The sequence below is a fragment of the Paenarthrobacter sp. NPDC091711 genome (assembly GCF_044756605.1).
In the GTDB taxonomy this organism is placed as follows: Bacteria; Actinomycetota; Actinomycetes; order Actinomycetales; family Micrococcaceae; genus Arthrobacter.
In genome coordinates this window covers 24409-49264 of sequence record NZ_JBIVTF010000020.1, presented here as the reverse complement: position 1 = coordinate 49264, position 24856 = coordinate 24409, and the positions used below count along the sequence as shown (strand labels likewise).

The window sequence follows — 24856 nt, the reverse complement described above, 5'->3', positions numbered from 1 at the left end:
CATGGCTTTTTCACGCACAGCAGCATCACCCCTGACCCTGGGTCGCAATGGACGCACCCCCAAGACCCTCCGCAACCGCCTTGCTTCGGCCCCGATGGAACGCAACTACGGCACCACGGATGGCTTCATCACCGAGCAATACATCGAATACCTCGTCACCCGCGCCAAGGCCGGCCTCGGCATGGTCACCACGGAGGCCACCTACGTCCGCGCCGATGGTAAGGGGCGCACCCACCAACTCGGCCTGCACACCGATGACATGATCCCCGGTCTCCGCCGACTCACCGATGCCCTGCACGCAGAAGGTGCGCTCGCCGCCGTCGAACTCAATCACGGCGGACGCACCGCCCAAGCGGCAGTTTCGGGCTTCAAGAACCTCGCGCCGTCGCCGGTTCCATGCCCGACGGCGGGTGGTGAGGTTCCGCGGGAACTCACCGCCGCCGAGTGCTACGAACTCGTGGAGGCTTATGGGGCTGCGGCCCGCCGTGCGGTTGCCGCCGGATTCGACGTCATCAACCTGCACGGTGCCCACGGATACCTGATCCACCAGTTCATGTCGCCCATTTCGAACCACCGCACGGACGAGTTCGCGGCGCCGGAGTTCTTCATGAACCTGGTCATCGACGCCGTTCGGCAGGCCGTTCCGGACACGATCGTGGGCATGCGTGTCTCAGTAGTGGAAGGTCCGGCAGACGGCATCAGCGCTGAGCAGCAAGTGGCCATCATCGCCAAAGCCCACCTGGAGAAGCTCGACTTCCTGGACATTTCCGCGGGCAGCTACGACGCCGGCGAATGGATCGTCCAGTCAGGGGAGTGGAAGCCCGGGATCCTTGCAGACTACGCCAAGGCCTACCGCCAGTTCGGGCTCCCGCTGGGTATGGCCGGACGGCTCAACAGCCCGGAAATCATCGAGGAAGTCCTGTCCCAGGGCACCTGCGACTTCGTCAGCCTCGCGCGCGCCATCCACGCCGATCCCGCGTTCGTGGGCGGGGTGCTGCGCGGCGACCGCTACCGGCCGTGCATCGCGTGCAACGTGTGCATCGATAACCTTGGCCTCGGTCAGGTCACTTGCACCGTCAACCCGGCGGTTGGGCGGTCACGAGTCCCGGTTCCAACACCAGCCGTTCGTCCCGGAGCCAAAGTGCTGGTGGTGGGTGCAGGCCCGGCCGGCCTCACCGCCGCGCGTGAACTCGCCGAAGCCGGAGCCAACGTGACGCTGATGGACGACGGCGTCCGGCCCGGCGGGCAGTTCGCGCTCGCCGAGCGCATGAAATCGACGCCGGACTTCCACCGCTTTGCAGATTGGTCCGGCGCTGAAAACGAGCGTCTGGGCGTTGAGGTTCGCTTGGGAGTCCACGTGGACACGTCCGACGCCGGCTCGCTGGCCCGCGATTTCGGCGCGCAGGCAGTGGTCATTGCGACCGGTGGCCGCCGGCCCTCTCCAGGGTTTGCGGGCGGCGACTCTCCGCAGGTCTCCGACATCCGGGAGTGGCTCCCTGCCCACCCGGAAGTGCTCGATGTGCACCCGGAAAATCTCGACGCCGGCCTGGCCGGTCCCACGGGCAGCGCGCCGGAGGCTGTGGTCAGCGCGCCGGAGGCTGTGACAATTTGGGGTGCGGATTCCGTGGCCATGAGTGTGGCCGACACCCTTGCTGACCTTGGTACTGCTGTGCTGATCGTCGGGCCACAGGAAGCCCTGGCGCCGGAGTCCGGCCGCCGGGCCAAGATCCTCGCGGTACCCCGGCTTGAAGCCAACCCGAAGGTGCGGATCTTCCTGTCCAGCACCATCGAGGAGTTTGACGGTGCTGGGGAGTTTGGTGGCAACAGGGTCCGGATCAGTCAGGCGGGTGTTGAGGACCAATGGGTTGAAGCGCCGGGGGAGTTGCTGGTTTCCCGTTCGGTGCTGCCGCTGGATGGGCCGTTGACTGTTGAAGAACGGGAAGCAGAACTCAGCTTGGCTGCGTCCATTCCCGTCGCCGTCGCCGGGACAGTGGTGGACAAGACCCCGGCCATCGTTTCCAACGCGGTCAAGAGCGGTTACGACGCAGCCCAACGTATTGCCGCGGCTCTGGCCCGCACCCCCTCCGACACACTCCCCGCCGCCGAGATCGCGGGAACGGTGCCAGACCGCCGGAGAGTTCCGGCGAATTCGCAGCATTCCAGCGACCTCACCGACACCCAGCATGACTTCACCCTGAACGGAGCCCGAAAGTGACCACGCCAACGCGCCGGCTGGGAATTGCCCAGCTCTCCCTCGTCGGAACCGCACCGCCGGATTTGGTGAGCATCGCGGCACAGGCGGGCTTCGACTTCATCGGAGCACGCGTCCGTCCTGTCACCACCACAGAGCGGCCGTATGACCTCCAGCCTGGCTCTCCAATGCTCAAGGAGACGCTGGAACGGATGGCGGATACAGGGATCACGGTTGAAGACATCGAGTTCCTCCTGTTGGACGGCACTGGCCTGCAGAACGGTCAGGATCAGCGCGAAGCCTGGCTGCACATGATGGAGGCGGGTCAAGCGTTGGGGGCATCAAGCCTGACCGTGGCCTGCGCAGACCCGGACCTTGGCCGATTCGAAGAGCACCTCGCGCAGATGACCCAGGACGGAAAGGCATACGGAATCATGCCGACCTTGGAACCCATCGCCTACCAAACTGTCCGATCCATCCCACAAGCAGTGAAATTGGCTCAGCGGGCGGGCTGCAGGATTGTTGTTGACGCCCTCCACGTCAACCGATTCGGCGGCACTGCAGCTGAACTCGAAGCGGCTGCGGACCTGGTTCCCTTGATCCAACTCTGCGACGGTCCTGCCTCCGCGCCGGCCAACAGGGAAGCCCTGATCCTCGAGTCACGCTCGGAGCGAGGCGTCCCCGGGGAAGGCGAATTCAACCTCCAGAACTTACTGGCGGCCTTCCCGGCAGCGACCCCGGTGAGCATCGAAACGCCATCCGACCACAGGGTGGCCGAAATGGGTGAGCTCGCGTGGGCCAAACACCTCAAAGCGGCTGCCGATTCTGTCCTCAGCACCACAGCATCTAAAGACACAGCACTCACAGGGAGCAGCAAATGAACGGCAACCCCCTCCACACCGTGGACTGCGACGTCCTGGTTATCGGCTCAGGCGCCGGTGGGATGTCCGCGGCTGTCACGGCTGCATTCCACGGGATGAAAGTCATCGTGGTGGAGAAGACAGAGGTCTGCGGCGGAGCAACCTCCTGGTCCGGAGGCTGGGCTTGGGCGCCGGGCAACCCGTTGGCGAAGGCTGAAGGGGTCAATGAGGACAAGGAAACCTTCCGCACCTACCTCCGGGAGGTTCTCGGGGACGACTACCAGGCTGACAGGGTGGATGCCTTCCTTGAAGCTGCCCCGCATATGGTGGGTTTCTTCCAGAACAAGACTTCCCTGCAGTTCGTTCCCGGCAGCAAGATCAACGATATTTATGGCACGCTCCCCGGAGCAGGCACCGGCAACCGTTCCGTCGGGCCCAAGCCGCTGAACGCCCGCACCATCAAGCCAGGCCTCAGGGCAAAGATGCGACACCAGCTCTACGAAACCTCATTCCTGGGCATGGGCATTATGGCTGGCCCGGACCTCAGCAAGTTCCTGTCAGCATCGCAAGGAAACCCCAAGGGCCTGTTTCACGCGGGGTGGCGCTTCGGATTCCACCTCCTGGACCTGCTGACGCACCGCCGCAACATGCAACTGGTCAACGGCACGGCGCTGACGGCCAGGCTCATGAAATCCGCGGACGACCTCGGAGTGGACATCCGTGTCTCCACCCCGGCCACAGCGTTGCTCAAGGACGAAAATGGGAAGGTGACTGGCGCCGTCGTGCGTTCGCCTGAAGGCGAGGTGCAGATCAACGCGAGCCGCGGCGTCGTGCTGGCAACCGGCGGTTTCCCCAACGATGTGCAGCGGCGCAAGGAGCTGTTCCCCAAGACGCCCACCGGCCGGGAGCACTGGACGCTGTCCCCGGCCGAAACCACAGGTGATGGCATCAACCTGGCGCAGGCTGTGGGTGCACGCTTTACCACCGCAGTGAAGTCGCCGGCTGCCTGGTGCCCGGTGTCTTTGGTGCCGTACCGAAACGGCAGAACCGGGGTTTTCCCGCACATCATGGACCGCGCGAAACCCGGCAGCATCGGCGTCCGTGCGGATGGGAAGAGGTTCGTCAACGAAGCCAACGGCTACTACGACTATGTGGAGGCACTCCTGGCCGCCACACCCGAGGGTGAAACCGTGGAGTCGTGGCAGATTGCGGACAGTCGTTTCGTCCGCAAGTTCCCCTTGGGAATGGCCAAGCCGCTGCCCGTGCCGCTCTTTCCCTACCTGCGCTCCGGCTACCTCATCAAGGGGCGGACACTGGAGGAACTGGCGACGAAATGCGGGATCGACCCCACGGGGTTGCGGAGGACCGTGGCGCGGTTCAACGCCAATGCACGGGCCGGGGTCGACCCCGATTTCGGCCGCGGCGAAACCGCCTTCAATCGCTACGGCGGCGACGCCACCACCAAGCCGAACCCGTCACTGGGGCCCATCGAGAAGGGGCCGTTCTATGCCGTGCGAGTGGTTCCGGGGAGCTTCGGCACATTCGCTGGCGTGGACACCGACGGACGTGGGCGGGCGCTCAACAACGACGGCCATCCTGTAGAGGGACTCTATGTTGCCGGCAACGATCAAGCCAACGTCATGGGCGGGCACTACCCGGCGGGCGGCATCAACCTGGGACCGGCGCTGACGTTCGGGTACATCGCTGGAAGAGACCTCGCCGGCGTCGCTGAGTATGAGGACGACGGCGCGCATGCGGATGTGGAACTCGCCCGCTAGAGACCGTTGTGGGGCCTGCTTTGCGCGCTCTGGTCAAGAATTAGCGCGCAGAGCAGGCCCCACAACGCAGGGTGCAACGCGGGGTCAGCGCCGTGTGGGCTGCGGCGTCACGGGAACGGTGGGCGCTGGGGGTGGAGCCGGGGCCACGAAAGGCCCGCTGGGGTACAGGGACGTGGCTGTCATCATGTAGTTGGCCCACTGTGGGCCCGCAATCATGTAACCATCCAAGGACTTGTAGAACTTGCCGTTGATGGTGATGTTCTGCCCGGCCCGCTGCTGACCCGCTGACGTGTCCCCGAAGAACGACGCCGTTGCAAGACTGGTGGTGTAACCGGCCACCCAGGTGGCGCCGTTGTTGTTGGACGTGCCCGTCTTTGCCGCCACCGGAACCTGGCTCTGGACCTTGGGGCTGATGTATACGCCCGATCCCATCTTCAGCACATCCTGCAGGACAGCGTTCACGCCCCGCGCTACGGCCGGTTTCACGGCCTCCCTGCATTCGGGCGTTTGCGCTTGAAACTTGCGCCCCTGGGCATCGCTGATCCCGGTGACGGCGATCGGCTTGCAATAGGTGCCGTCGTTCGCAAAGGTGGCGTAGGCGCTCGCCAGCACCACAGGGGCCACTCCAATGGAGCCAAGAAGGTTGCCGATCTGGTGCATGTTGACCGGTGCGTTGTCCAGGCCGCTGTGCAGGCCCACGGTGTCCACCATTTTCTGGATCCCGCAGAAGTCCAACTGGGCTGCGGTGGCAAAAGTGGCCGTGTTGATGGAGTTGTACAGGCCGTAATTGATGGGCATAGGACGGTAGTAGCCGTCGTCGTTGTTTTGCAGGTCATCATCGGCACCCAGGTTCTGGGCCTTCTGGGCGGTGCTGTAACCGCCAAGGACCCTGCCGCAACTCGAGCGCCACGGGAAGCCTACGGGATAAACCCTGCGGGAAGCGTCAACAACGGCGGTGGGATTCTTGCCTTCGTTGAGCCACTCCGCGTAGATAAAGGGCTTCATGGTGGAACCAGGCTGGAAGCCGCCCGCACCATTGAGGTCATAGCCGTTCTCGTCCTTCGAATCCACATTGAAATTCAGTTGGGTATCGTACTTTCCGTCCTCGGGTACGAACACCGTGTTTTGGGCCATGGCAAGGATTTTCCCGGTGCCCGGCTGAACAGTGGTCATCGCAGCACCCCACTTATCCGGGTTGGGGCCAGCGGAAGCATCAACCTGTTCTTGCGCGGCGTTCTGAAGCCGGCTGTCCAACGTGGTGGTGATGGTCAGGCCGCCACGGTAGAGGAACCGTTCACGTTCCTCCACGGTGGAACCATAGGTCTCGTCGTTGAGGATGAGGTGGGAGACGTAATCGCAGAAATAGGTGGCAAACGAGGTACCGGCGCAGCCTTGCAGGGACGGGGTGATGTTGAGCTCAACGGGAGTGGCCACTGCCACGCCGTGATCCACCGCAGTGATCTTGCCCTGTTCCAGCATCCGGTCCAGCACCAGATTGCGCCGATTGAGTGCAGCCTGAGGGTCGACGATGGGGTCATAAATGCTGGGTCCGTTGACCAACCCAGCCAGGAGGGCCGCTTGAGGCAGGGTCAGGTCCATCGCGGAGGTGCTGAAGAAATAGCGGGATGCAGCTTCGATGCCGTAGGCGTTCCGGTTGAAGAACACGATGTTCAGATATCCCTCAAGGATCTGATCCTTGCTGAACCGCTTCTCCAGCTCCAGTGCGAGCTTAACTTCGCGCAATTTGTCACCCACGGTCTTCTGCCCGCTGAGCACCACATCCTCCGGACGCCCCTCGGACAGGCGGGACTCGTTGAGCACGTTGGTGACGTACTGCTGCGTCAGTGTGGAGGCGCCTTGCCGGGTGCCCTGGGTCAGGTTGGAACTCAGCGCCCGCATGATGCCTTGCGCGTCCACACCTGCGTGCTCGTAGAAGCGGTTATCTTCAATCGCGATGATCGCCTCACGGATGAACGGGGACATCTCCTCCAGCGGGACCTTCACGCGGTTCTCGGCATAGAAGGTGGCAATCAGCTGGCCGTCCGCAGACACCACGGTGCTGGAGAGGGAAGGGGAATCGACGTTGAGTTCGCTCGGCAGGCTTTGATAAAACCCGACCGAACCGCCCACGGTGGTGCTGGTGAAGGCAACTACGGGTGCCAGGAATCCTGTGATCAGCACCCCGCAGAGGGTGCTCACGAAGAAGAACCCGAAGACCCTCAAAAGGACCTTCCCCAGACCTGTCTTTGGACCCTTGTTCCGCGCCATTTCGTGCCAATCCGTAGGGATAACCCGGCTGAAAAGTAGCTACAGAATACGTCCGGCAAAGCCGCGCGGCTACGGGTGGGGCGCCTTAAAATGGTCCCAAATCGGACTCAATCCAGCGGCAGCGTTACCCTCACACTCGTGCCCCGCCCCACCGCGGAGTCGATGTCTACCGTTCCTCCGGCGTCGTGCACTGCAATGGACATCAGCAACAAACCGAAACCGTGCCGCCGGCCACTGGGTGCGGCGTGGATTTCAAACCCGCTGCCATCATCGGTGACGGTGAGCTGGATGCCGTGATAGACGGCGTTGAGGCGGACGGTGAGCTCGCTGGCATTCGCGTAGTTAAGGGTGTTGCTGAAGGTCTCTTGGGCCACGTGATAGAGGAGGGCGGCGGCTGTGGAGGAGATCTCGATGCCGTGATGCGGGGTGTGCCAATGGACCGTGACGCCCTCGCGCCGCAGCGGTGCTGCAAGCCGGTCGATGCATCCCGCGACACCCAGTGCGTAGAAATCCACGGGGTTCTGGTCCTGGATGATGCCCTTCACGGCCACCACCTCGGTTAGTGCTGATGCCTGTTCCATTGCTTCCCCCACGTCATGGTGTTTCATACTTGAAATTCGTTGCCAACACCCCGGTGTATGGGTGCTTCGTGCTTCCAGCGTGGCGCTGTTGTATCAAGGAAGCTTTGCGATTGGCTCAAGTTCGCATCAAGTTTGCGGGGGAAGCTTGCCAGGGGTGCACTGGGGGTGCGGGAGCGCCCGACGGCGGTCCTTGAGTACCGTCGTCGAGCGCTGTCCGCCGCCGGATCTACCGGCGGCCGCCACCACCGCCGGGGCCCTGAGCCTGGGTGTACTGGCCCGCAGTCACTGTGCCCTGTTCCTCGGCGCCGGTAATGGAGCCGGAAGTCACCCCGGACTCAGCGTCAGCACTGCCACCGGTGTACACGGTGTACGTGGCCCCGTCGGTGATGGCCGAGGACGAATACACCAAGGATGCGATGGTCTTGGTGGTCACGAACGTCGCAATCACTGCTCCGGCGGAATCAACAATATGTACCGGAGTGCCAGCTGAGACCGACGAGTCGAACGTCACCTGCACACCCGACTGCGTGGACGAGGTACCCGGAGTCACCGCCATTCCAGCACTTCCTGCCGCTGCTATGGTGCCGCCGGTCACGGTCAGTTCGCCGTTCACGTCCAGCGCTCCGTTGCCGTCGTTGGTGGGACCGTTCACCACCACGGTGCCCCCGGAGATGGTGGCGTTTCCGTTGGAGTCCAAGCCGTCACCCTCCGAGTTGATGGTGAGCGTTCCACCGGAGACCTCCACGGTGTAGTCGCCCACCGTTTCGCCGCCACCCATGCCCCCACCGCCGGGTCCGCCCATCCCGCCGGCGGCCGCACCGGCATCGGTGCTGGTGGAAGAACCGCCCGAGGCGTTCACGCCGTCGTCGTTCGCCGTGACGGAAACGTCGCCTCCGGTAATGGCGATGTGCTGCGCCTCCAACCCTTCCTCGGACTCAGTCACGTTGACTGTTCCGCCGGAAACGGTGAGGGTGTTGAAAGCCTTCACACCGTCGTCGCCCGCGTTGACCGTCAAGGAGCCGCCGCTGACCAAGAGCCAGCCGCGGCCTTCGTCGGTTTCGTTGTCAGCCTTCACTCCGTCCCCGCCGGCGGTCACTTGGTAGGCGCCGTCCAGCAGCACGGTGTAGTCCTTGCCCCGGATGCCGTCGTCCACGGCGTCCACGGTGACCTTGCCCGCGGCCATCACCAAGCCATCCTTGGACACGATGCCGTCGTTGGACTTGCCGTTGACGGTAAGGGAACCGGTCCCGGCAATGGTCAGATCTGCCATGGAATAGAGGGCCGCGTTGGGCGCGTCCTCGCCTTGGTCGGCGTAGCTGGCGGCGTCGGTCAACGTGTTGGTGCTGCCGTCTTGTAGATACACGATCGCTTCGTCCGCGCTCTGCACCACGAACGGTGAGCCGGTGGAGTTGCCCAGTTCCACGCCGTCCAGGATGATGCGCACCGTATCTTCTTCTCCCGCTGCCACCACGATCTGCCCGTCACTGAGGGAGCCGCTGAGGCGGTACGTTCCGGCGGCGCTGATGGTGACGGTGTTGCCGTCAACGGCCACCCCGATGGAGGACGACGACGTCACTTTGCTGCCGCCGTCGGCCAGGCTGATTGCCACTTCAGTTGCGGCGTCCCACGTGAGGTCGTCGCTGTCGTAGTGGGTGTCTTCCTCGATGGTGGCGGCGGTGACGGCCTGCTGGGTGGTGTTGGTGCTGTTGGACGTGGTGCCGGTGGACGTGGAACTCGTGGCGGCGGTGGAGCAGCCGGCCAAGGAGATGGCCAGGGCGATGGCGGCAACGGAAAGGGAAGTGCGGAAAGAGCGCATGGTGGATTCCTAGGTCTGTGGAGGGAAAGTCTGTGTGTGTGGGGGGGGCGGTCAGTGCAGGGGACGGTCAGTGGAGGGGACGCAGGGGCATCCTGCGCCGAAGGGTTTGGTTCCAACGGTTGGCCGGGAGCTCGGGATGGAGGGCGGCCATGCCGGTGGCGAATTTGGAGATGCGGCAGGGGCGGACACCGTGGGCCCACAAGTGCCTGTCCAGAGGACCGGGGGCGGAACCGGATTTTGTTTCCACCACCACCGCGTTGTCCAAAACCCAGGGCTTGCCATCGGGGGCTTGCCACGTGACATCGGAGTCGATGGTGGCGCGGCTGCCGGATCCGGGGAGGTACAGGGTGGTTCGGTCGTAGCGGGTGGACAGGACCGGCTCCAGCGGGCCGAACGTGACGTCGCCGATGGTGGCCGCGAGTGTCTCGTTGACGTACGCCAGCCCCTCTTGGGTCAACCGGTCGCGGTCGCACAGCTCATAGGGGATGCGCTCCTTGACGGTGGCCTCGCGGGCGCCTTCAGTCTTGACTTCCAGGAAGCTCACGGCACTGTCCACATAGGTTCGTGTGCGGACCTTGAACCTGCGGCGCCGGCCATGTGCGGCGAGCATGTAGCTGTCCAAACCGGGTGTATCGAAGTAGACGGAGTCGTAATCGAAGGTCCGCTTTCCGTCCATTTCCAAGACCCGGGCTTCGGTGCTGAACGAGCTGAGGACCTTGCGTGCCGTTGCCGATGGAACCAGATACTTCCGATCAACCCGGGTCAGCAGCGCGGCTTCCGTGGTGAGTTCTTCAAGCCCGACGGCGGGCAGCTCGCTCAGCTGCGGGATGATCGCTTGGGCGTCGATGCGGCTCATGCGACACCAGCCGAGGTGGGCACGGACTGCTGGGTTTGCTGTGGTGCAGGCTGCGACGCAGGCTGCTGGGACTGGGCCGGCAGTTCCTCCGGCGCCGGGGTCAGCGCGCCGGCCGGCTGGTTGAAGCCGAGCTGTGAGTGCCGCGGCTGGGACAGGTCCTGGTGGAGGGGGCGGACCGCATACCGGACATCCACAATGGTCTTGTCGTTGACCATGTCCAGTTCTTGGATGGTGGCCGAGTGAACAGTGCCGTTGAGGACTTCCTCCAGCCGGGCGTAGAGCTCGGGCTCGCTGTTGATGGCACGGTCCAGCACCACGATCTGGTGGCGGTAGGCCGGGAGGACCCGGGGGTTGTCGCCGACGAACATCACCAGCAGAACCAACGCCATCAGGGAAAGGGTCAGCCAGAGTGGCTCGACGCCGATGCCTGCGATCAGTCCCAGCGCCAACGCCGAGAAGTAGTAGGCAACTTCGTGCTGGGCGAGTTCCGTGGACCGGAGCCGGATGATGGAGAGAACACCGAACAAACCCAGTCCCAAGCCAACGCCTGCGGCCGAACCGGACAATGCTGTGGCGACTGCCAGGACGCCGACGTTCATGCCCAGGTAAGAAACAACCAGGTCACGGCGCCGGTGCCGGCGGAGGTAGAGGGCGAGCGTCAAAATGGTGATGGCGGCCAGGTCTGCCGCTATGAGGATGATGGTGTTCATCAGTTACTCCGGAATCTCTTGGGGGATTGATCTCCACTTTTCCCGGCGAGGCTGTGTTGAAACTGTGCCGGGACCAAGGCTGGGATATGTGTTTCGACGGCGGTGGCTTCCGTGGGCGTGGCCCGCGCCTTCCGGACGAACAAGAACCGTTGCTGCACCACGTAACTGATGCCCAGCAGGGTCAGTTCGGTGACGAGCTTGGCCGGGAGGTCCGGGACAGCCAGCGATGTGAGGGTCCACATCGCGGCGTAATTGGCGGACAACAAGACGAGCACCAATGCCGCATATCCGGTAGCGGCAGCACGGAACGAGGTGTCCCGCCCGTGGTCAAAAACCAACCGACGATTGATCATGAAATTCACCGTGGCGCTCACCAGCCGGGCCCCCACCACCGCCAGCAGAAGGGAGTCCGTCACGGCGCTCAGGAGCAGGAACATCACCAGATCCACCGCGAACGCGGACAGGGACGAGCCAAGGAACTTCAGCAGCGGTGCGTAGATCCTGATCGAGTCGGCCACGGGACGGAAGTGAGAGCCCGAGTTGTGGTCCAGATAGACGGTGGCTATTTCCACACTCTCGATGCCGTAGCCGGCCTGTTTCGCCTCCAGCAGCAGGTTGAGTTCGTACTCGTACCGCTGCCCACGGACGGTCAGCAGCCAAGGGATCATATCCGCCCGGTAACCGCGGAGGCCCGTTTGCGTGTCCGTGATCCGTTGACCGGTCGCGAGCCTGAACAGACCCCGCGTTACTGTGTTGCCGAACCTGCTCCGGGCGGGGACGTTTCCGGTGAAGTTCCGGCAGCCCAGGACCATTGCAGCCGTGACGTGACGGACGCGGTCGGCAACGGCAAGAATGTCGGCCACTCCGTGTTGGCCGTCGCTGTCAGCGCAGACCACGTCATGGCCCGGGAAGCGCTCGGTGATGAAGGCGAAACCGCTCTTCAGGGCGTGGCCCTTGCCGCCGTTCACGGCGTAACTGAGCACCTGGCACCCAAGCCGCGCGGCGTCGTCGAACGTGTCCTTATAGTCAGGCCCGGAACCGTCGTCCACCACAACTATGGTCAGCCACGGATCGGCTTCCTGAAGATTGCGGACAAGGGCCGTGAGCTGGTGGTCCGGCTCGTACGCCGGTATGAGGATGATCATGACTGGGCGATGTAGAGGATGTCCGAGGTGCCGCGCTCTTTGTTGTCGCCGAGCGGGTTGTTCACCAAAGAACCGTTGAAGTACATGGTGGAGGATCCGCCGCCGTCGATGTTGTACGCGGTGGTGGCACCCAGGTCCTTCATAATCTGGGCCAGACCGGTCATGGTGACACCGGCGCTGTAGCCGGGACTGCGGCCGTCCACCACCACGAACACCAAGTGGTTCTCATCGATCACGCCCACGGCCGTGCGGGGCTGCTCGCCCTGGACGGAGTGGTTGCCGAAGTTGGTATCAACCTCCACGTCCTCGATGCCCGAGGCGATCTGGCCGTTGTCCAGCAGCGAAGGCCCGAAGGAGAGCGTGTTCCACACGCCGTCCGCGATGAGCTGGTCGGCGGTGGTGGTGGTCTCGTCGTACACCTTGACGGTGCCGTCCTTATAGAAGGCGAGCCCTTGCCGCGCACCTTCATCCCGATACACCACACCGTTGCGGATCACGATGCCGGTGTCGCGGAAGCCGTAGTAGTCGCCGTTGATGGCGAAGATTGCGTTGTGGTCCTCGGCGATCGCGGACGTGGTCTCGGTGATGTTCTCGCCGTACGTGTCCTCGGCAAACGCCGACTTCAGCGTGGTGGCATCATCAAGCACGACGTCGGCAACGTAGTAGGTGACGGTGTCGTCACCGCTGCCGGTGGTCACGGTTGAGATGGTGACACCCGTGTCGCCCGAGGTGTACGAGGTATCGGTGACCACGGCGCTCGCCGACGTGTCAGTGGAAGTCTCGTCCGTCGTCGTGGTTGTGGTGGTTCCGGCCTGGCTTGCCTCGTACTCGGAGACGTTGGTGATCTCAGCGTGCGGGACCACGAACCGGTCGAGGGCCCAAGCTGCAGCACCACCGGCAGAAAGAGTGACCGCCAGAACGGCGGAGATCACGGCGCGCCGTGTCCGGCCGCCCTTACGGTGTTCAGTCTGTGGAGGAGTCATTCCTCATTTCTACGGAGCAAGGCTACGCCGGAGGTTTGCCCAACATATGCGGGGCCTGTGAAGGTTTAGATCTTGTTGCCAGCCGCCAACGCCGCCTGTTCAATGCGTGCCCGGTGGGCTGCCCATTCTTCCGTGGTCCGGCCGGGGATGTTCGGATCCCCGGACCTCTGTCCTATGGAGCCGTCAATGAGCTCCCTGATGATGTCTGCATGCCCTGCATGGCGGGCGGTCTCCACGCACATATGAACCAGGATTTGATGGAGCGTCACGTTCTTCTTTTCCTCGGACCACCACGGCACCACGCCCGGCGCATCCAGAGGGAGGGACTCGATGGTCTCATCGCTGTGTTTGGCGGAAAAGTGGTGAAGCTCCAGGATCTCCTCCCGGGTCTCGGAAGCAGGGACCCACATATCGGAATCCGGTTCGGCGTCGTCCGCCAGCCAAGGCAAGTCCCTGCCACTTGGCCGTCCGAAGGTCACCCCAAAATAGTCCAGCTCCACGCTTGCCACATGTTTCACCAAGCCCAGCAGACTGGTGCCCGTGGGCGTCATGGGCCGCCGGGCGTCGTACTCACTCAGCCCGTCCAGTTTCCCGAGCAGGTCCGCCCTCCGGAGCTGCAAATAGCGGTGCAACGTCGCTTTGTCATCCATGCTGAGCACTCTACCGAAGGGCCAGGGCGAAGGGACCGGGCGGCGGGGCCGCGCACCGGGCCCTGGGCACCGAGTTCGCTGGAAACGTGCCAATACCCCCGGATACCTCCAGCAAACTCGCAGCGTTCCCGCGACCTCGCACATTTTCCGCGACGTGGCACCTGTGACCACTACTGCTTTATTCCTCCCTTCCACCTGGCGTTGACTACAACGCAAGCCAGTGGAGGGCCCCGGCCAAAAGACGCCGGACCATGCCCATCCACGAGTGTTAGGAGCAACTCCTTGTCACTTCAATTTCCTCGCAGAACCTTGCTTCAGGGCGCCGGTGCCCTGTCCCTCGCAGCCGTGGTCAGCTCGATGTTTGCCCAGAACGCCTGGGCCGAAACCGCACCGGATGCCACGGAGTTCGCAGCGTTGCGCAACCGTTGGGTGGACCAACTCACCGGTCGGAATGTCATTCAATCAGGCGACGCCGACTTCGCGAAGGCGATCACCGCCCTGAACAACAAAGCCGCCGACTCCTTGGCAAAGCTCAACAGGGCACCTGGCCGCGCATCGGTGTTCACGGATCTGTCCTTCGCCAAGGACGCCGAGATGGTCACCACCTACACGCGCCTGTCCCAGCTTGCTACGGCCTGGGCCACACCCACGGCGGCTGTGTTTGGGGATGCCTCAGTACTGGCAGACATCAAAGCTGGCCTCGCTGATGCCAACACCCTCTGCTACAACCACACCAAGGAAGAAGTGGGCAATTGGTGGTCGTGGGAAATCGGTGTGCCCCGGGCTTTGGCCGATGCCATGGTCCTGCTTCACGGGGAGCTCTCCGCCGCTGAGATCCAGGCCTACTCCGCAGCCATCGACCACTTTGTCCCTGACCCGTGGCTGCAGTTCCCGCCCAAACGCGGCAAGATCACCTCGGTGGGGGCAAACCGCGTGGACCTGTGCCAGGGAATCATCATCCGGTCCTTGGCCGGCGAGGACACACCCAAGCTCCAGCACGCCATCGCCGGCCTCAGCCAAGTGTGGCAGTACGTCACCAGCGGCGACGGAATTTTCCGGGACGGCTCATTCATCCAACACAGCACCACGCCGTACACCGGCTCCTATGGGGTTGTGCTGCTGAACGGCCTGTCCAAGCTGTTTGCACTGCTGGGCGGCACAGGCTTCGAGGTCTCCGACCCATCCCGCAGCATCTTCTTCGACGCCGTAGAAGGATCGTTTGCGCCGCTCATCATCAACGGAGCCATGGCCGATTCGGTGCGCGGCCGGAGTATCAGCCGCGAGGCCAACACCGGATATGACCTCGCCGCAACAAGCATCGAAGCCATTCTGCTCCTGGCCCGAGCCATGGACAGCGCCACGGCAACCCGCTGGCGGGGCCTCTGCGCGGGCTGGATCACGCGCAACACTTACCGCCCCATCCTGACAGGGGCGAGCGTTCCCCGGACAGCTTTGGTCAAAGAACTGCTGGCGGCCGGCGTTGCGCCTGTGCCGGAGTCCCCGGGCCACCGCCTCTTCCCGGCCATGGACCGCACCATTCACCGGGGGAGCGGCTGGGCTTTGTCCTTGTCCATGGCCAGCAACCGCATCGCCTGGTACGAATGCGGCAACGGCGAGAACAACCGCGGGTATCACACAGGTTCAGGCATGACCTACTTCCACACCGCGGACCTCGGCCAGTACGACGACGCCTTTTGGGCCACCGTCAACTACAACCGACTCCCCGGCACCACGGTGGACACCACGCCTTTGCCGGACAAGGTGGAAGGTGAATGGGGCGCTGCCGTCCCGGCCAACGAGTGGACCGGCTCTGCCGCGCTCGGTGAGGTTGCCGCCGTCGGGCAGCACCTGGTGGGTCCCGGCCGAACCGGCCTGTCGGTTCGGAAGTCCTGGTTCGTCAGCGGCCACGTCACCGTCTGCCTCGGTGCGGACATCACCACTGCTTCCGGAGCCAGGGTGGAAACAATCGTTGACCACCGCAATCTCCACCAAGGCACCAATGCACTCACGACGGCGTCGGGCACCATCGCGGAAACGGCCGGTAACGCTGTTGTGCTGAGCGAGGATCGCTGGGTCCATCTGGAAGGATTTGGTGGCTACGCCGTACTGGATTCCTCCCCATTGACGGTGCTCCGGGAGAGCCGTTCCGGAAGCTGGTCGGGAGTGAACATCAACGGCAGTACCACCGTGCAGCAACGGAACTTCGCCACCATCTACGTGGATCACGGTGCGGGTGGAGCGCCACAAAGCTACGCGTACCTGGTGGCCCCAGGTGTGTCGGCCAAGGAGTGCAGCAAGCTAGCGAAGGGCAACAAGCACGTGGTGATCCGCAACGATGCCACGGCGCAATCGGTGGAGTTCACGGCGGAGAAGACCACGGCGGCAACGTTCTGGAAGCCCGGAACGGCAGGAGACCTTGGTGCATCAGGCCCCGCGTGCGTGGTGTTCTCCCGGCACGGCAACGTCCTCACCCTGGCTGTCAGTGAGCCAACGCAAAAGGCTGCCAGCCTCACGTTGACGCTGCCTGAGGGCACTTGGTCCAGCGTGCTGGAAGGTGCGGGCACGCTGGGAACGGACGCCGCGGGCAAAACTACCCTGACGTTGGATACGGCCGGGCTTAGTGGGCAGGCCAGTGTGGTGAAACTCCGCCGCTAGTCTCCGGTTGTGGGGCCCGCTCTGCGCGTTATCCCGGGTGTTGGGAGCGAAGAGCGGGCCTCACAACGCGCTAGATAGGGCTAACCACCTTGGCCCCGCAGGAATCACGGACCACAATCCTTGGCCGCAAACGGATCTGATACAACGGGCAAGCATCGCCTTCGGTCAATCGGCGCAGCAGGACATCGGCAGCCATGACACCCAGCCGATGCTTGGCAGGGGATACCGCAGTCAAGGGAATCTGCGCGAGGTCGGCCATCTCGTCGTCGTAGGAAACCAAAGCAAGGTCCTCCGGCACCCGGATGCCTCGCCTCGCAGCGGCCCCTTCCAACAACGCCGCTTCCCGGTCGCCGAAGACCAAAGCCGCTGTCGCGCCGCTGCCCGCCAGGAGTTGGAACATGTGCTCGGCCTGATCCGCCTCCCACTCCGGCTTGGTGGCGCTGAAGGCCATGCGGTGATGCCTCTCGGTGTCCAGTTCCAAAGAATTGTCCAGCCCCAAAGCCTCGACGGCGGCCGCATAGCCGGCGATCACCGCGGCCTGAGTGGGGTTGCTGCTGCGCGCGGCCTCGTTCGCCCGCGTGAGCAGCCCAATCTTTCGGTGGCCCAAGCGGTGAAGGTGCATCACGGCGTCGTACGCTCCGCCTTGGTGATCCGAGCAGACGTGTTCGGTCCTGTCTCCGGGCCCCAGATCATCCAGGCTACGTTCCAGCAGCACCACAGGAACAGGGAGGGCCATGAGCTCGGCCACCCGCTGCTGGGGATTGTCCAAACCGGTCAGCGTCGGCACCAGGATGAGTCCGTCCACACCTGCATCCAGGAGGAACTCGATGCTGGCGTTTTCCCGGGTGAAGTCATAGTGGTACGTGGAAAGCTGCAGGCTCGCACCGCGGGAGGACAGGTGTTCCTCGATGCCTTGCAGTACCTGAGGGTAGTAAAGCTGGGTATCCGGCAGCAGAACACCTATGACGTATCGGGAGCGCTTTTGCGAGCGCTGCGGCGCGGCGACGAAGCTCCCGGCACCCTGCCGCCGGACCACGAGACCCTTGTCCACCAGGTCCTCGAACGCCCGCCGCACCGTGGTGAGTGACAGTCCGGTGTCCAGGGACAGTTGCTGCTCGGTGGGCAGCTTGGTTCCCACAGCCCACGTCCCTGCCAAAATGCCCCTGCGCAGGTTGTCGCTGAGGTTCTGGAATTTTAGGTTCTGCTTGGCGGTGTCGCGGACGGTCGCCGAGGCAGGCTCAGCATGGACGGTCTGCGGGTTCTTCCTTGGCATGATCAAACTCCACCTGTGAACGGACGATTACTTCCATCCTGCCCCAAAGTTTAGAGAGTATTTAGATACTAATTTCCTGCGTACGCAAAGTACTGGGGGAATGCTCATTGATTCCTCGTGCGCAGGCTGCGTAGCAATGAGGGGTGTCCAATGAAAAACCAAACATCATCTTCATCCTGAGCGACGACCAAGGTGCCTGGGCGCTGGGATGCGCCGGAAACACTGAGATCCAGACTCCCAACCTCGACGCCCTCGCGTCACGTGGAACGCGTTTGGAGAACTTCTTCTGCGTGTCTCCCGTCTGCTCGCCGGCCCGCGCCAGTCTCATGACAGGGGATATCCCTTCGCGCCACGGCGTCCACGACTACCTGGCCGGCATTGAAACGGGACCGGAAGCCGTGGACTACCTGCAGGGCCAACCCCTGTTCACGGATGCCTTGGCCGATGCCGGCTACCGCTTGGGACTTTCCGGCAAATGGCACCTGGGCGCCAACGATGTTCCCCGGAAAGGCTTCAGCCACTGGTTTGCGCTGCAGGGTGGCGGCAGCCCCTATGACCGGTCCGTGATGTACAGGTTCGACGGCGGCACCAGCCACCGGGAACTGGTCACCGAATACTTGACGGACGCGATCACCCACGACGCCCTGGACTTCCTTAACGAAGCCTCGCAAGAACCCGAGCCCTTCTTCCTTGCCCTCAACTACACCGCACCCCACAAACCGTGGAAGGGCCAGCACCCGCCTGAATTCGAGGATCTCTACAGGGACTGCATCTTCAGCAGCTGTCCCCAGGAGCCACTCCACCCATGGACGCCCACCGTGGATGGTGTGCCGATCGGCGGCGAGGCTGACGTGCGCGCGGCCCTGTTGGGGTACTTCGCATCGGTGAGCGCCATGGATGCAGGGATTGGTGACGTCCTGCGGCGGCTGGAAGAACTGGGCATCGAAGACCACACACTGGTGATCTTCAGCAGCGACAACGGCTTCAACTGCGGCCACCACGGAATCTGGGGCAAAGGTAATGGGACTTTCCCGCAGAACGTCTACGACTCCTCCGTCAAAGTCCCCGCGATCTTCGCGCTCCCGGGACGCATCCAGCAGGGGACAGTCCTCACGGAATTGCTGTCCGCCTACGATGTGGCCGCCACGGTCCTGGAACTCGCGGGCCTGGACGGGCAACCCTTCGAACGCGGCCCCGGGCGCTCTTTCGCGGAGCTGCTAAGCGTGCTTCCGGGCAATGCGCGTCATGGTTCCGCTAATAACCCCGACGACGGCGGGCGTCCCGCCGCTGCCGGGGGACGCGCCGTCGTGGTCTTTGACGAATACGGCCCGGTCCGCATGATCCGCAGCGCAGAGTGGAAGTACGTGCACCGCTACCCGCACGGTCCCCACGAACTGTACGACCTTGCGGCGGACCCGGATGAACGCATCAACCTCGTCAATGTGCCCGGCCACGCAGTCCGTGTGTCCGGCATGAGGGCCCAGCTTCAGGAGTGGTTCCAACGCCATGCGGTCTCCGGGCTGGAGGGAAGCTGGCTCCCCGTGGCCGGGGCAGGCCAGACTGCGTCCGTGCTGGATGATCCGTTGGGGGCCTTCACTCCACCCAACTGGGACGGCACGGCCGCAGCCGGCCCCGCCGCAGCCGACCCCGCTTCCTAGGGGACTTCGCTCAGGACCCGTTCGGCGCGGGTGGCATCGCCGGACGGGTGGAGGGCCACAGGATTGCCGCGCTTGGCTGCCTCGTAGGACGCCAGGACTACTTCCACGATGTGGCGGGCGTGTTCCACGCTGACTTTCGGTGTTCCGCCGTCCAACACTTTGATGAAGTCCCGCAGTTGCAGGTAGAAGCCTTCTTGGATGTCCTCCGGCAGTGGCTCCCAGACCGTGCGGGTGGTGCCATTGCTGCGCACCAGCGTTCCGTTATGGGGGCTGCAGGAAATGGTGCCGTGTTCGCAGACGATCAGGACCTCGTCCATGCGCTGGGTGGCGTCGGATACCACCACGACGCTGACGTGGACGCCGTTGCGGAGCGTCAGCGATATGGTGCCGTCCGTTTCCACTGGAACGCCGAACCGTTTCAGGGTCGAGGCAGTGAGGGATTCCACCGGTGCGCCGCCAAACCAGAGGGAACGGTCCAGGCAATGGCCACCGATGTTCATCAGCGCCCCGCCGCCGGCCATGGCTTCGCTGAAGAACCACTCCGGACGGGTGCCGGGACGGTAATCGGTGGTCCTGTAGTCACGGATCATCAAGACCTGGCCAAGTTCACCGCCGGCCAGCACGTCCTCGGCCGCCAGCTTCTCCGGCAGGAAATGCTGGATCTGACCGATCACCAAGGCCACCCCGGCGTCGCGGCAGGCTTGGATCATGCGATCGCAGTCAGCCACGGTGGTGGCCATGGGCTTTTCAACCAGCACGTGCAATCCGTGTTCTGCTGCGGCGAGCACCATCTCCAAATGCAGCGCGTGCGGGGTATTGATGATCACTGCGTCCAGTCCGGCCTCGCGGAACATCGCCGCATAGTCGGTATAGACCTGGGCAGCCCAGTGCGAGGCAACACCCTCGGCCGCTTCCTGTCGCAGGTCGCAGACGGCGGCCAGTTGGACGTTGCTGATCCGTCCGGCGGATTCAGCATGGAAGTGTGCCACGGCACCGGCGCCAATGATTCCCAGTCGTATCAATTTCCCTCTTTAGCTCGGAGCCGAAGCGCGGACACAGCCTGCCCACGCAGATCACCTTGATTGTTGGGGAACGTTAAGGGAGGAATAAATGCCTAATCGGGGTGAACTGCGGGCTCGGCCTTCGGCACCCGGGCAGGGGATGGGAAACCGGTGGCGACTCATTCGGAAGTACTCATTGAATCCTGCTTTCACGGGCTGTGAGAGTCGTCTCACTGAACCGCATCCGGCCGGTTCCCCCTCACTTGAAAGGTGATTCCCATGGGCAAAACAGCCCGTCATCTTCGCCCGCTGGCCGCCCTGTTGGGTGCAGCACTTGCCCTGTCCACCACTGCCTGCGGTGGAGCCACAGACGCCTCCACCGCTGCTGAGGCCGTGGACATTTCCGGCTCCATTTCGGGGCAAACCATCAACTACTGGTCCATGTGGAAAGACGGTGAGCCTCAGCAGAAGGTCATTGCCGCAGCCATTGCCGATTTCGAAAAGGAAACCGGAGCCACCGTCAGCGTTCAATGGCAGGGCCGCAGCAACACGGAGAAACTCGTTCCCGCGCTGAACACCAACAACGTCCCGGACTTGGTGGACGGTACGTTCGCAAAGCTCGCCCCTGTGATCGGAGAAACCGGCCAGGCCAGCCCGCTGACCTCCGTGTACTCCTACGAGGTTGACGGCAAAGCGGTCAGCTCGGTGATCCCGGAGAAGTTCACCAGCAATGGTGTTTTCAAGGGCGAAGATGGGCAGCCGTGGATGGTTCCCTACAGCGTCAGCTCGGATGGCATCTGGTTTGATGCTGCAAAGCACCCTGAACTCAAAGCCAATCCGCCCGCCACCTGGGATGAATTCATTGAGGTCCTGGACAAGCTGAAGGCCGGAGGGTCGGCTCCCATCGCCGCGGACGGTGACATTGCCGGCTACAACTCCACCTGGTTTGTGACGGCGCTGCTTCGGCTCAAGGGGGCCGGCAGTTTCAAGGCCCTTGTTGAGGACAAGTCCGGTGAAGGATGGGACGATCCCGCGGTGCTCGAGGCAGCCCGGAAAGTGGAAACACTGGTCAAGGGTGGCTACCTCAACAGCGGCTACAACGCGAGCAAGTTCCCTGCCCAGCAGCAGCTCTGGGCGAACGGAGACGCTGCCCTCATCCTCAACGGATCATGGACGCCAACCGAAACCGGCTCATATGCGGCCCCCGGATTCGAGTACTCGTCCTTCCAATTCCCGGCAATGGGAGACAAGCCAGCCAGCGCCCGCGTGGACTTCATCGGCTTTGCAGTACCGGCAAAGTCCAAGAGCCAGGTCCCCGCACAGCGCCTCGCAGCATTCATGCTGAGTTCCAAGTATCAGAATGCCCTGGGAACTGAAGCCAAAGTGCTGCCGGTACGGCCAGACGCACCTGTTGCTCCCGCCGTCGAGTCCGTCAAAGCCGCCATTGACGCGGCCCCGGCAACGCACCTCCAAAACGACGGGGTGACCTTCCCCGGCTTCATGGAGAAGGTGTTCTTCCCCAAGGATGACGAGCTGTTCCTCGGGAAGACCTCTGCCGAGGAGTTCATCGGGAAGATGAAGGCTGCCCAAATCCAGTACTGGAAGGACAACAGCTGATGACCCTCCACCTGACGGAGCCACGGACGGACGGTGCGCCCGTCAACAGTCCGGAGTTCCGGAAGCCGGTGCTCCGTAAGTCGCGGCGCGGCAGCCGTCCTGGAGGGAGCTCCATCGACGTGCAGCGCAAGAAGCTGCTGATTCCGTTCGTTGGTCCGGCTTTCGTCCTCTACACGGTTCTCTTCATCGTGCCCGCACTGGGAGCCGTATGGATCAGCCTGCACAAATGGGCGGGCTCGGGCCCCATGAAGTTCGTTGGGCTGGACAACTACGGCAGGATCTTCCGGGACCAGCTGTTCCTTTCCTCATTTGGCAACACGCTGCTTCTGCTCTTCGTGGTGGGGACCGCGATCTTCGTCCTGGCGTTTGCCTTGACGCTGGTACTCAGGGATATGGCCGGGAAGAAGATTGCCCGCAACGTCATCTTCTTCCCGCACCTCATCAACGCGCTGGTGTTCGGTGTCCTCGCCGGGTTCATCTTCAACCCCGGAGGCATGGTCAACAGCCTCCTGGCACCCCTTGGAGTGACCGACCCGCCCAAGTGGCTGGCTCAGGACAACATCTTCCCGCTCATCATGGTCACCCTCGTGTGCACCACCACCGGTTACTTCACCACCATCCTGATGGCCGGCGTCGACCGTATTCCGCCCTACTACTACGAAGACTGCGCCTTGGCCGGGGCGTCCGCATTTCAACGGTTGCGATACGTGATCCTGCCGCTGACGTGGGACGTTTTTGGCACCTGTGCCGTGTTGTGGACCATTTCGTCGGTGAAGATCTTCGAGATCGTCTGGGTCTTCGGTGGCAGTTCAGGGGCCGGCGTGCCGCCGACGCAGAGCTGGACGGCAGCCGTGTACACCTACGTCAACGCCTTCTCCGGACAATCAACGCCGGCCTACGGGGCCGCCACAGCCTCTGCCGTGTTGTCACTGGCGCTGATCTCCGTCCTGGTTGTCCTGCTGCGCCGCGCCATGCGCCGCGACGCCGTCGAGTTCTAGCCGTCGAGTTCTAAAGGAAAAGTCATGAGCCAAGACAAACTGCTTGCACCTTTGACCCCTGTCCGCCGCCGGCCAGGACGCGGCGTCAGCCCTGCACTGCGCGGAGAGCGCAGCATTCTCCGGGGGATTGGGGTGACGCTGCTGTGGATGGTGGTGGCGATCAGCATCGCAGCCCTCGTGTGGATGGTGGCCCAGGCTTTCAGGGATACCCGGGCAATTCTCGATGACCCTTGGGGCGTCCCAACGTCGCTGGACTTTGGGAACTTTGTCCGTGCCTGGACTGTTGGGGACTTCGCCGTCGCAACATGGAACAGCCTGCTGACCACGGTGGTTTCCTCGGTCCTGACGGTAGCCATCGCCGCGCCATGCTCCTACTACTTGAGCCGCGTGGACAACAAGCTGACCCAAGGACTGAGCCTGTACTTCATCCTGGGCCTGGGAATTCCGGCGCAGGTCATCCTGATCCCGCTGTTCGTGATGCTCAACAAGGTGTACCTGACGGACAGCATCATCGGGCTGAACCTGGTGTACATCGGCGTCTCCATGCCCTTCACGGTCTTCCTGCTGACCGCGTTCTTCCGTTCCCTTCCCCTGGAAATGGAAGAAGCCGCGGCGCTGGATGGAACCACGGCGTTCGGGACGTTCTGGCGTATCACGTTGCCGCTGGCCAAGGGCGGAATCCTCACCGCTTTCATCCTCCAGGTCATCTCGCACTGGAACGAGACACTACTGGCCCTGACGCTCCTTCAATCCACCGAGAAATACACCTTGCCCGTGGCCCTGATTTCCTTCGTGCAGCAGCAGACCTACTCGGGAGCCGATTGGGGCGGCCTCTTCGCCGGGCTGGTGATCGTGGTCCTGCCGATGCTCATCATCTACGTATGGCTGGGCCGTCGGCTGACTGAGGGGCTGACGCTCGGGATGGGCAAATAGCCCCCGACGGCGCTGCTACCGCGGACTCTTGTCGATCACGCAGAAGCGGTTGCCTTGCATGTCTTGTCCTCGGCGGAGCACCAATGCCAGAGTGAAGCCATGGCCACAGAAGACGATGTCAGGCGCATCTGCTTGGGTATGCCCGGAGTGACTGAGCGGCCGAGCTGGGGGCAGCCCGCGTGGTTCGCGAAGTCCCTCATGGCACGTATGTGGGAAGAGGGCGTGGGCACCGTGAAAACGGATGAACGCGAAGCGCTCGCAGCCATGCAACCGGATACGTTCTTCTGGACTCCGCATCACGATCAGTCCCCGAAGTTGATGCTGATCCGGCTGGAGAGGGTGGAAGTGGAAGAGCTCGACGAGCTGTTGCAGGAGTCGTACAGAATCGCCGGCGGCCCCGGCAAACCCAAGTAGGTAGCAGATCAGGTCGTTCTCAGCGCTGGGAACGACCTGATCTGCTACTCAGTTGGGTGCGGACGCGGGTTAGACTCGGCCGCATGGGGGAACACAACGCATTTGGGAATCAGAACGCATCCGGGGAACACAGCACACCGCAGCCAGCACGGAAACCGGCAGCCGTCGTCGTGCCTTTGCTGGGCCTGATCGCGGTGATTGTGGGCGTGATCGTGGCATGGACCAACCAAAGCACGGACTTCGGTTGGTTCGCCTATGCACCGTTGAGCGACACGGTCTTCATGGGGAACGGTGCGGCCATGGTCAGCCAAGGAACACAGATTGGGCTCGCCGTGACGGTGGTTGGCCTGCTGGTCCTCGCGTTCTGGGCGGGACTCGCTGTGGGCCGCCGCCGCTGAGTTCGCCGGAAAACGACGAAATCGCCGGATAGCTCCAGCGAACTGGCAGCTATCCGGCGATCTCGGCGCAC

At 63.3% G+C, this 24856-nt stretch carries 20 protein-coding genes; 10 read left to right on the top strand and 10 right to left on the bottom strand.

What is annotated here, in order from left to right:
- Position 1: 1 nt before the first annotated feature.
- From ACIQH5_RS20625 to ACIQH5_RS20615, 3 genes are read left to right on the top strand one after another with little or no spacing between them, the layout of a single operon-like run.
- Positions 2 to 2215: an FAD-dependent oxidoreductase gene (locus ACIQH5_RS20625; protein WP_400407172.1), complete on the top strand. Its 2214-nt coding sequence runs from the start codon at positions 2 to 4 to the stop codon at positions 2213 to 2215.
- Positions 2212 to 3072 (top strand): sugar phosphate isomerase/epimerase family protein, encoded by an 861-nt coding sequence (locus tag ACIQH5_RS20620; RefSeq protein ID WP_400407169.1) that lies wholly within the window; start codon positions 2212 to 2214, stop codon positions 3070 to 3072. Before ACIQH5_RS20625 ends, ACIQH5_RS20620 begins: the two co-directional genes overlap by 4 nt.
- Positions 3069 to 4829 (top strand): FAD-dependent oxidoreductase, encoded by a 1761-nt coding sequence (locus tag ACIQH5_RS20615; RefSeq protein WP_400407166.1) that lies wholly within the window; start codon positions 3069 to 3071, stop codon positions 4827 to 4829. The genes ACIQH5_RS20620 and ACIQH5_RS20615 overlap by 4 nt, the downstream gene beginning before the upstream one ends.
- An 84-nt stretch (positions 4830 to 4913) precedes the next feature.
- On the opposite strand, the gene ACIQH5_RS20610 is transcribed toward ACIQH5_RS20615, so the two are convergent.
- From ACIQH5_RS20610 to ACIQH5_RS20575, 8 genes are all read right to left on the bottom strand, one after another.
- Positions 4914 to 7097, bottom strand: coding sequence for a transglycosylase domain-containing protein (locus tag ACIQH5_RS20610; protein WP_400407163.1), 2184 nt, complete (start codon positions 7095 to 7097; stop codon positions 4914 to 4916).
- A 107-nt stretch (positions 7098 to 7204) separates the two neighbouring features.
- Positions 7205 to 7705: a sensor histidine kinase gene (locus tag ACIQH5_RS20605; protein ID WP_400407160.1), complete on the bottom strand. Its 501-nt coding sequence runs from the start codon at positions 7703 to 7705 to the stop codon at positions 7205 to 7207.
- A gap of 199 nt (positions 7706 to 7904) precedes the next feature.
- Complete coding sequence (locus ACIQH5_RS20600; RefSeq protein ID WP_400407157.1) at positions 7905 to 9494, bottom strand: carbohydrate-binding domain-containing protein; 1590 nt, start codon at positions 9492 to 9494, stop codon at positions 7905 to 7907.
- A gap of 67 nt (positions 9495 to 9561) precedes the next feature.
- Positions 9562 to 10350, bottom strand: coding sequence for a polyphosphate polymerase domain-containing protein (locus tag ACIQH5_RS20595; RefSeq protein ID WP_400407154.1), 789 nt, complete (start codon positions 10348 to 10350; stop codon positions 9562 to 9564).
- Positions 10347 to 11060: a DUF4956 domain-containing protein gene (locus ACIQH5_RS20590; protein WP_400407152.1), complete on the bottom strand. Its 714-nt coding sequence runs from the start codon at positions 11058 to 11060 to the stop codon at positions 10347 to 10349. The genes ACIQH5_RS20595 and ACIQH5_RS20590 overlap by 4 nt, the downstream gene beginning before the upstream one ends.
- Positions 11060 to 12205 carry a GtrA family protein gene (locus tag ACIQH5_RS20585; RefSeq protein WP_400407149.1) on the bottom strand — a complete coding sequence of 382 codons (1146 nt, stop codon included), beginning with the start codon at positions 12203 to 12205 and terminating at the stop codon, positions 11060 to 11062. Before ACIQH5_RS20585 ends, ACIQH5_RS20590 begins: the two co-directional genes overlap by 1 nt.
- Entirely contained in the window at positions 12202 to 13188 is a 987-nt protein-coding gene (locus ACIQH5_RS20580) for a phosphodiester glycosidase family protein (RefSeq protein ID WP_400407146.1), read from the bottom strand. Before ACIQH5_RS20580 ends, ACIQH5_RS20585 begins: the two co-directional genes overlap by 4 nt.
- 65 nt (positions 13189 to 13253) lie before the next feature.
- Positions 13254 to 13838 carry a DinB family protein gene (locus ACIQH5_RS20575; protein ID WP_400407143.1) on the bottom strand — a complete coding sequence of 195 codons (585 nt, stop codon included), beginning with the start codon at positions 13836 to 13838 and terminating at the stop codon, positions 13254 to 13256.
- Positions 13839 to 14120: 282 nt separating this feature from the next.
- Between ACIQH5_RS20575 and ACIQH5_RS20570 the strand changes: the two genes are divergently transcribed.
- Positions 14121 to 16493 carry a polysaccharide lyase 8 family protein gene (locus ACIQH5_RS20570; RefSeq protein ID WP_400407140.1) on the top strand — a complete coding sequence of 791 codons (2373 nt, stop codon included), beginning with the start codon at positions 14121 to 14123 and terminating at the stop codon, positions 16491 to 16493.
- A gap of 70 nt (positions 16494 to 16563) precedes the next feature.
- Here ACIQH5_RS20570 and ACIQH5_RS20565 read toward each other — a convergent pair whose 3' ends face one another.
- Positions 16564 to 17766, bottom strand: a complete 1203-nt coding sequence (locus ACIQH5_RS20565) for a substrate-binding domain-containing protein (RefSeq protein WP_400407138.1) — start codon at positions 17764 to 17766, stop codon at positions 16564 to 16566.
- Positions 17767 to 17909: 143 nt separating this feature from the next.
- Here ACIQH5_RS20565 and ACIQH5_RS20560 point away from each other — a divergent pair, with 143 nt between their 5' ends.
- Positions 17910 to 19424: a sulfatase-like hydrolase/transferase gene (locus tag ACIQH5_RS20560; RefSeq protein ID WP_400407135.1), complete on the top strand. Its 1515-nt coding sequence runs from the start codon at positions 17910 to 17912 to the stop codon at positions 19422 to 19424.
- On the opposite strand, the gene ACIQH5_RS20555 is transcribed toward ACIQH5_RS20560, so the two are convergent.
- On the bottom strand, positions 19421 to 20446 hold the full coding sequence (locus ACIQH5_RS20555) for a Gfo/Idh/MocA family protein (protein ID WP_400407133.1): 1026 nt from the start codon (positions 20444 to 20446) through the stop codon (positions 19421 to 19423). The genes ACIQH5_RS20560 and ACIQH5_RS20555 overlap by 4 nt on opposite strands.
- Positions 20447 to 20704: 258 nt before the next feature.
- Here ACIQH5_RS20555 and ACIQH5_RS20550 point away from each other — a divergent pair, with 258 nt between their 5' ends.
- The 5 genes from ACIQH5_RS20550 (at position 20705) to ACIQH5_RS20530 (ending at position 24785) form a co-directional block, all read left to right on the top strand.
- Positions 20705 to 22042: an ABC transporter substrate-binding protein gene (locus tag ACIQH5_RS20550; RefSeq protein WP_400407130.1), complete on the top strand. Its 1338-nt coding sequence runs from the start codon at positions 20705 to 20707 to the stop codon at positions 22040 to 22042.
- Positions 22042 to 23040, top strand: a complete 999-nt coding sequence (locus tag ACIQH5_RS20545) for a carbohydrate ABC transporter permease (protein WP_400407126.1) — start codon at positions 22042 to 22044, stop codon at positions 23038 to 23040. The genes ACIQH5_RS20550 and ACIQH5_RS20545 overlap by 1 nt, the downstream gene beginning before the upstream one ends.
- A gap of 24 nt (positions 23041 to 23064) precedes the next feature.
- Positions 23065 to 23973, top strand: coding sequence for a carbohydrate ABC transporter permease (locus ACIQH5_RS20540; RefSeq protein WP_400407123.1), 909 nt, complete (start codon positions 23065 to 23067; stop codon positions 23971 to 23973).
- A 99-nt stretch (positions 23974 to 24072) separates the two neighbouring features.
- Positions 24073 to 24387 (top strand): MmcQ/YjbR family DNA-binding protein, encoded by a 315-nt coding sequence (locus tag ACIQH5_RS20535; protein ID WP_400407120.1) that lies wholly within the window; start codon positions 24073 to 24075, stop codon positions 24385 to 24387.
- Between the two features lie 83 nt (positions 24388 to 24470).
- Positions 24471 to 24785 carry a hypothetical protein gene (locus tag ACIQH5_RS20530; RefSeq protein WP_400407117.1) on the top strand — a complete coding sequence of 105 codons (315 nt, stop codon included), beginning with the start codon at positions 24471 to 24473 and terminating at the stop codon, positions 24783 to 24785.
- The last annotated feature ends 71 nt before the right edge of the window (positions 24786 to 24856 follow it).

Bases quoted from the DNA above. Each gene is read 5' to 3' on its own strand.
- ACIQH5_RS20565 (WP_400407138.1), bottom strand. From the start codon at position 17,766: ATGCCAAGGAAGAACCCGCAGACCGTCCATGCTGAGCCTGCCTCGGCG.
- ACIQH5_RS20615 (WP_400407166.1), top strand. From the start codon at position 3,069: ATGAACGGCAACCCCCTCCACACCGTGGACTGCGACGTCCTGGTTATC.
- ACIQH5_RS20545 (WP_400407126.1), top strand. From the start codon at position 22,042: ATGACCCTCCACCTGACGGAGCCACGGACGGACGGTGCGCCCGTCAAC.
- ACIQH5_RS20600 (WP_400407157.1), bottom strand. From the start codon at position 9,494: ATGCGCTCTTTCCGCACTTCCCTTTCCGTTGCCGCCATCGCCCTGGCC.
- ACIQH5_RS20595 (WP_400407154.1), bottom strand. From the start codon at position 10,350: ATGAGCCGCATCGACGCCCAAGCGATCATCCCGCAGCTGAGCGAGCTG.
- ACIQH5_RS20575 (WP_400407143.1), bottom strand. From the start codon at position 13,838: ATGGATGACAAAGCGACGTTGCACCGCTATTTGCAGCTCCGGAGGGCG.
- ACIQH5_RS20610 (WP_400407163.1), bottom strand. From the start codon at position 7,097: ATGGCGCGGAACAAGGGTCCAAAGACAGGTCTGGGGAAGGTCCTTTTG.
- ACIQH5_RS20530 (WP_400407117.1), top strand. From the start codon at position 24,471: ATGGGGGAACACAACGCATTTGGGAATCAGAACGCATCCGGGGAACAC.
- ACIQH5_RS20605 (WP_400407160.1), bottom strand. From the start codon at position 7,705: ATGAAACACCATGACGTGGGGGAAGCAATGGAACAGGCATCAGCACTA.
- ACIQH5_RS20585 (WP_400407149.1), bottom strand. From the start codon at position 12,205: ATGATCATCCTCATACCGGCGTACGAGCCGGACCACCAGCTCACGGCC.
- ACIQH5_RS20540 (WP_400407123.1), top strand. From the start codon at position 23,065: ATGAGCCAAGACAAACTGCTTGCACCTTTGACCCCTGTCCGCCGCCGG.
- ACIQH5_RS20580 (WP_400407146.1), bottom strand. From the start codon at position 13,188: ATGACTCCTCCACAGACTGAACACCGTAAGGGCGGCCGGACACGGCGC.
- ACIQH5_RS20535 (WP_400407120.1), top strand. From the start codon at position 24,073: ATGGCCACAGAAGACGATGTCAGGCGCATCTGCTTGGGTATGCCCGGA.
- ACIQH5_RS20625 (WP_400407172.1), top strand. From the start codon at position 2: ATGGCTTTTTCACGCACAGCAGCATCACCCCTGACCCTGGGTCGCAAT.
- ACIQH5_RS20590 (WP_400407152.1), bottom strand. From the start codon at position 11,060: ATGAACACCATCATCCTCATAGCGGCAGACCTGGCCGCCATCACCATT.
- ACIQH5_RS20550 (WP_400407130.1), top strand. From the start codon at position 20,705: ATGGGCAAAACAGCCCGTCATCTTCGCCCGCTGGCCGCCCTGTTGGGT.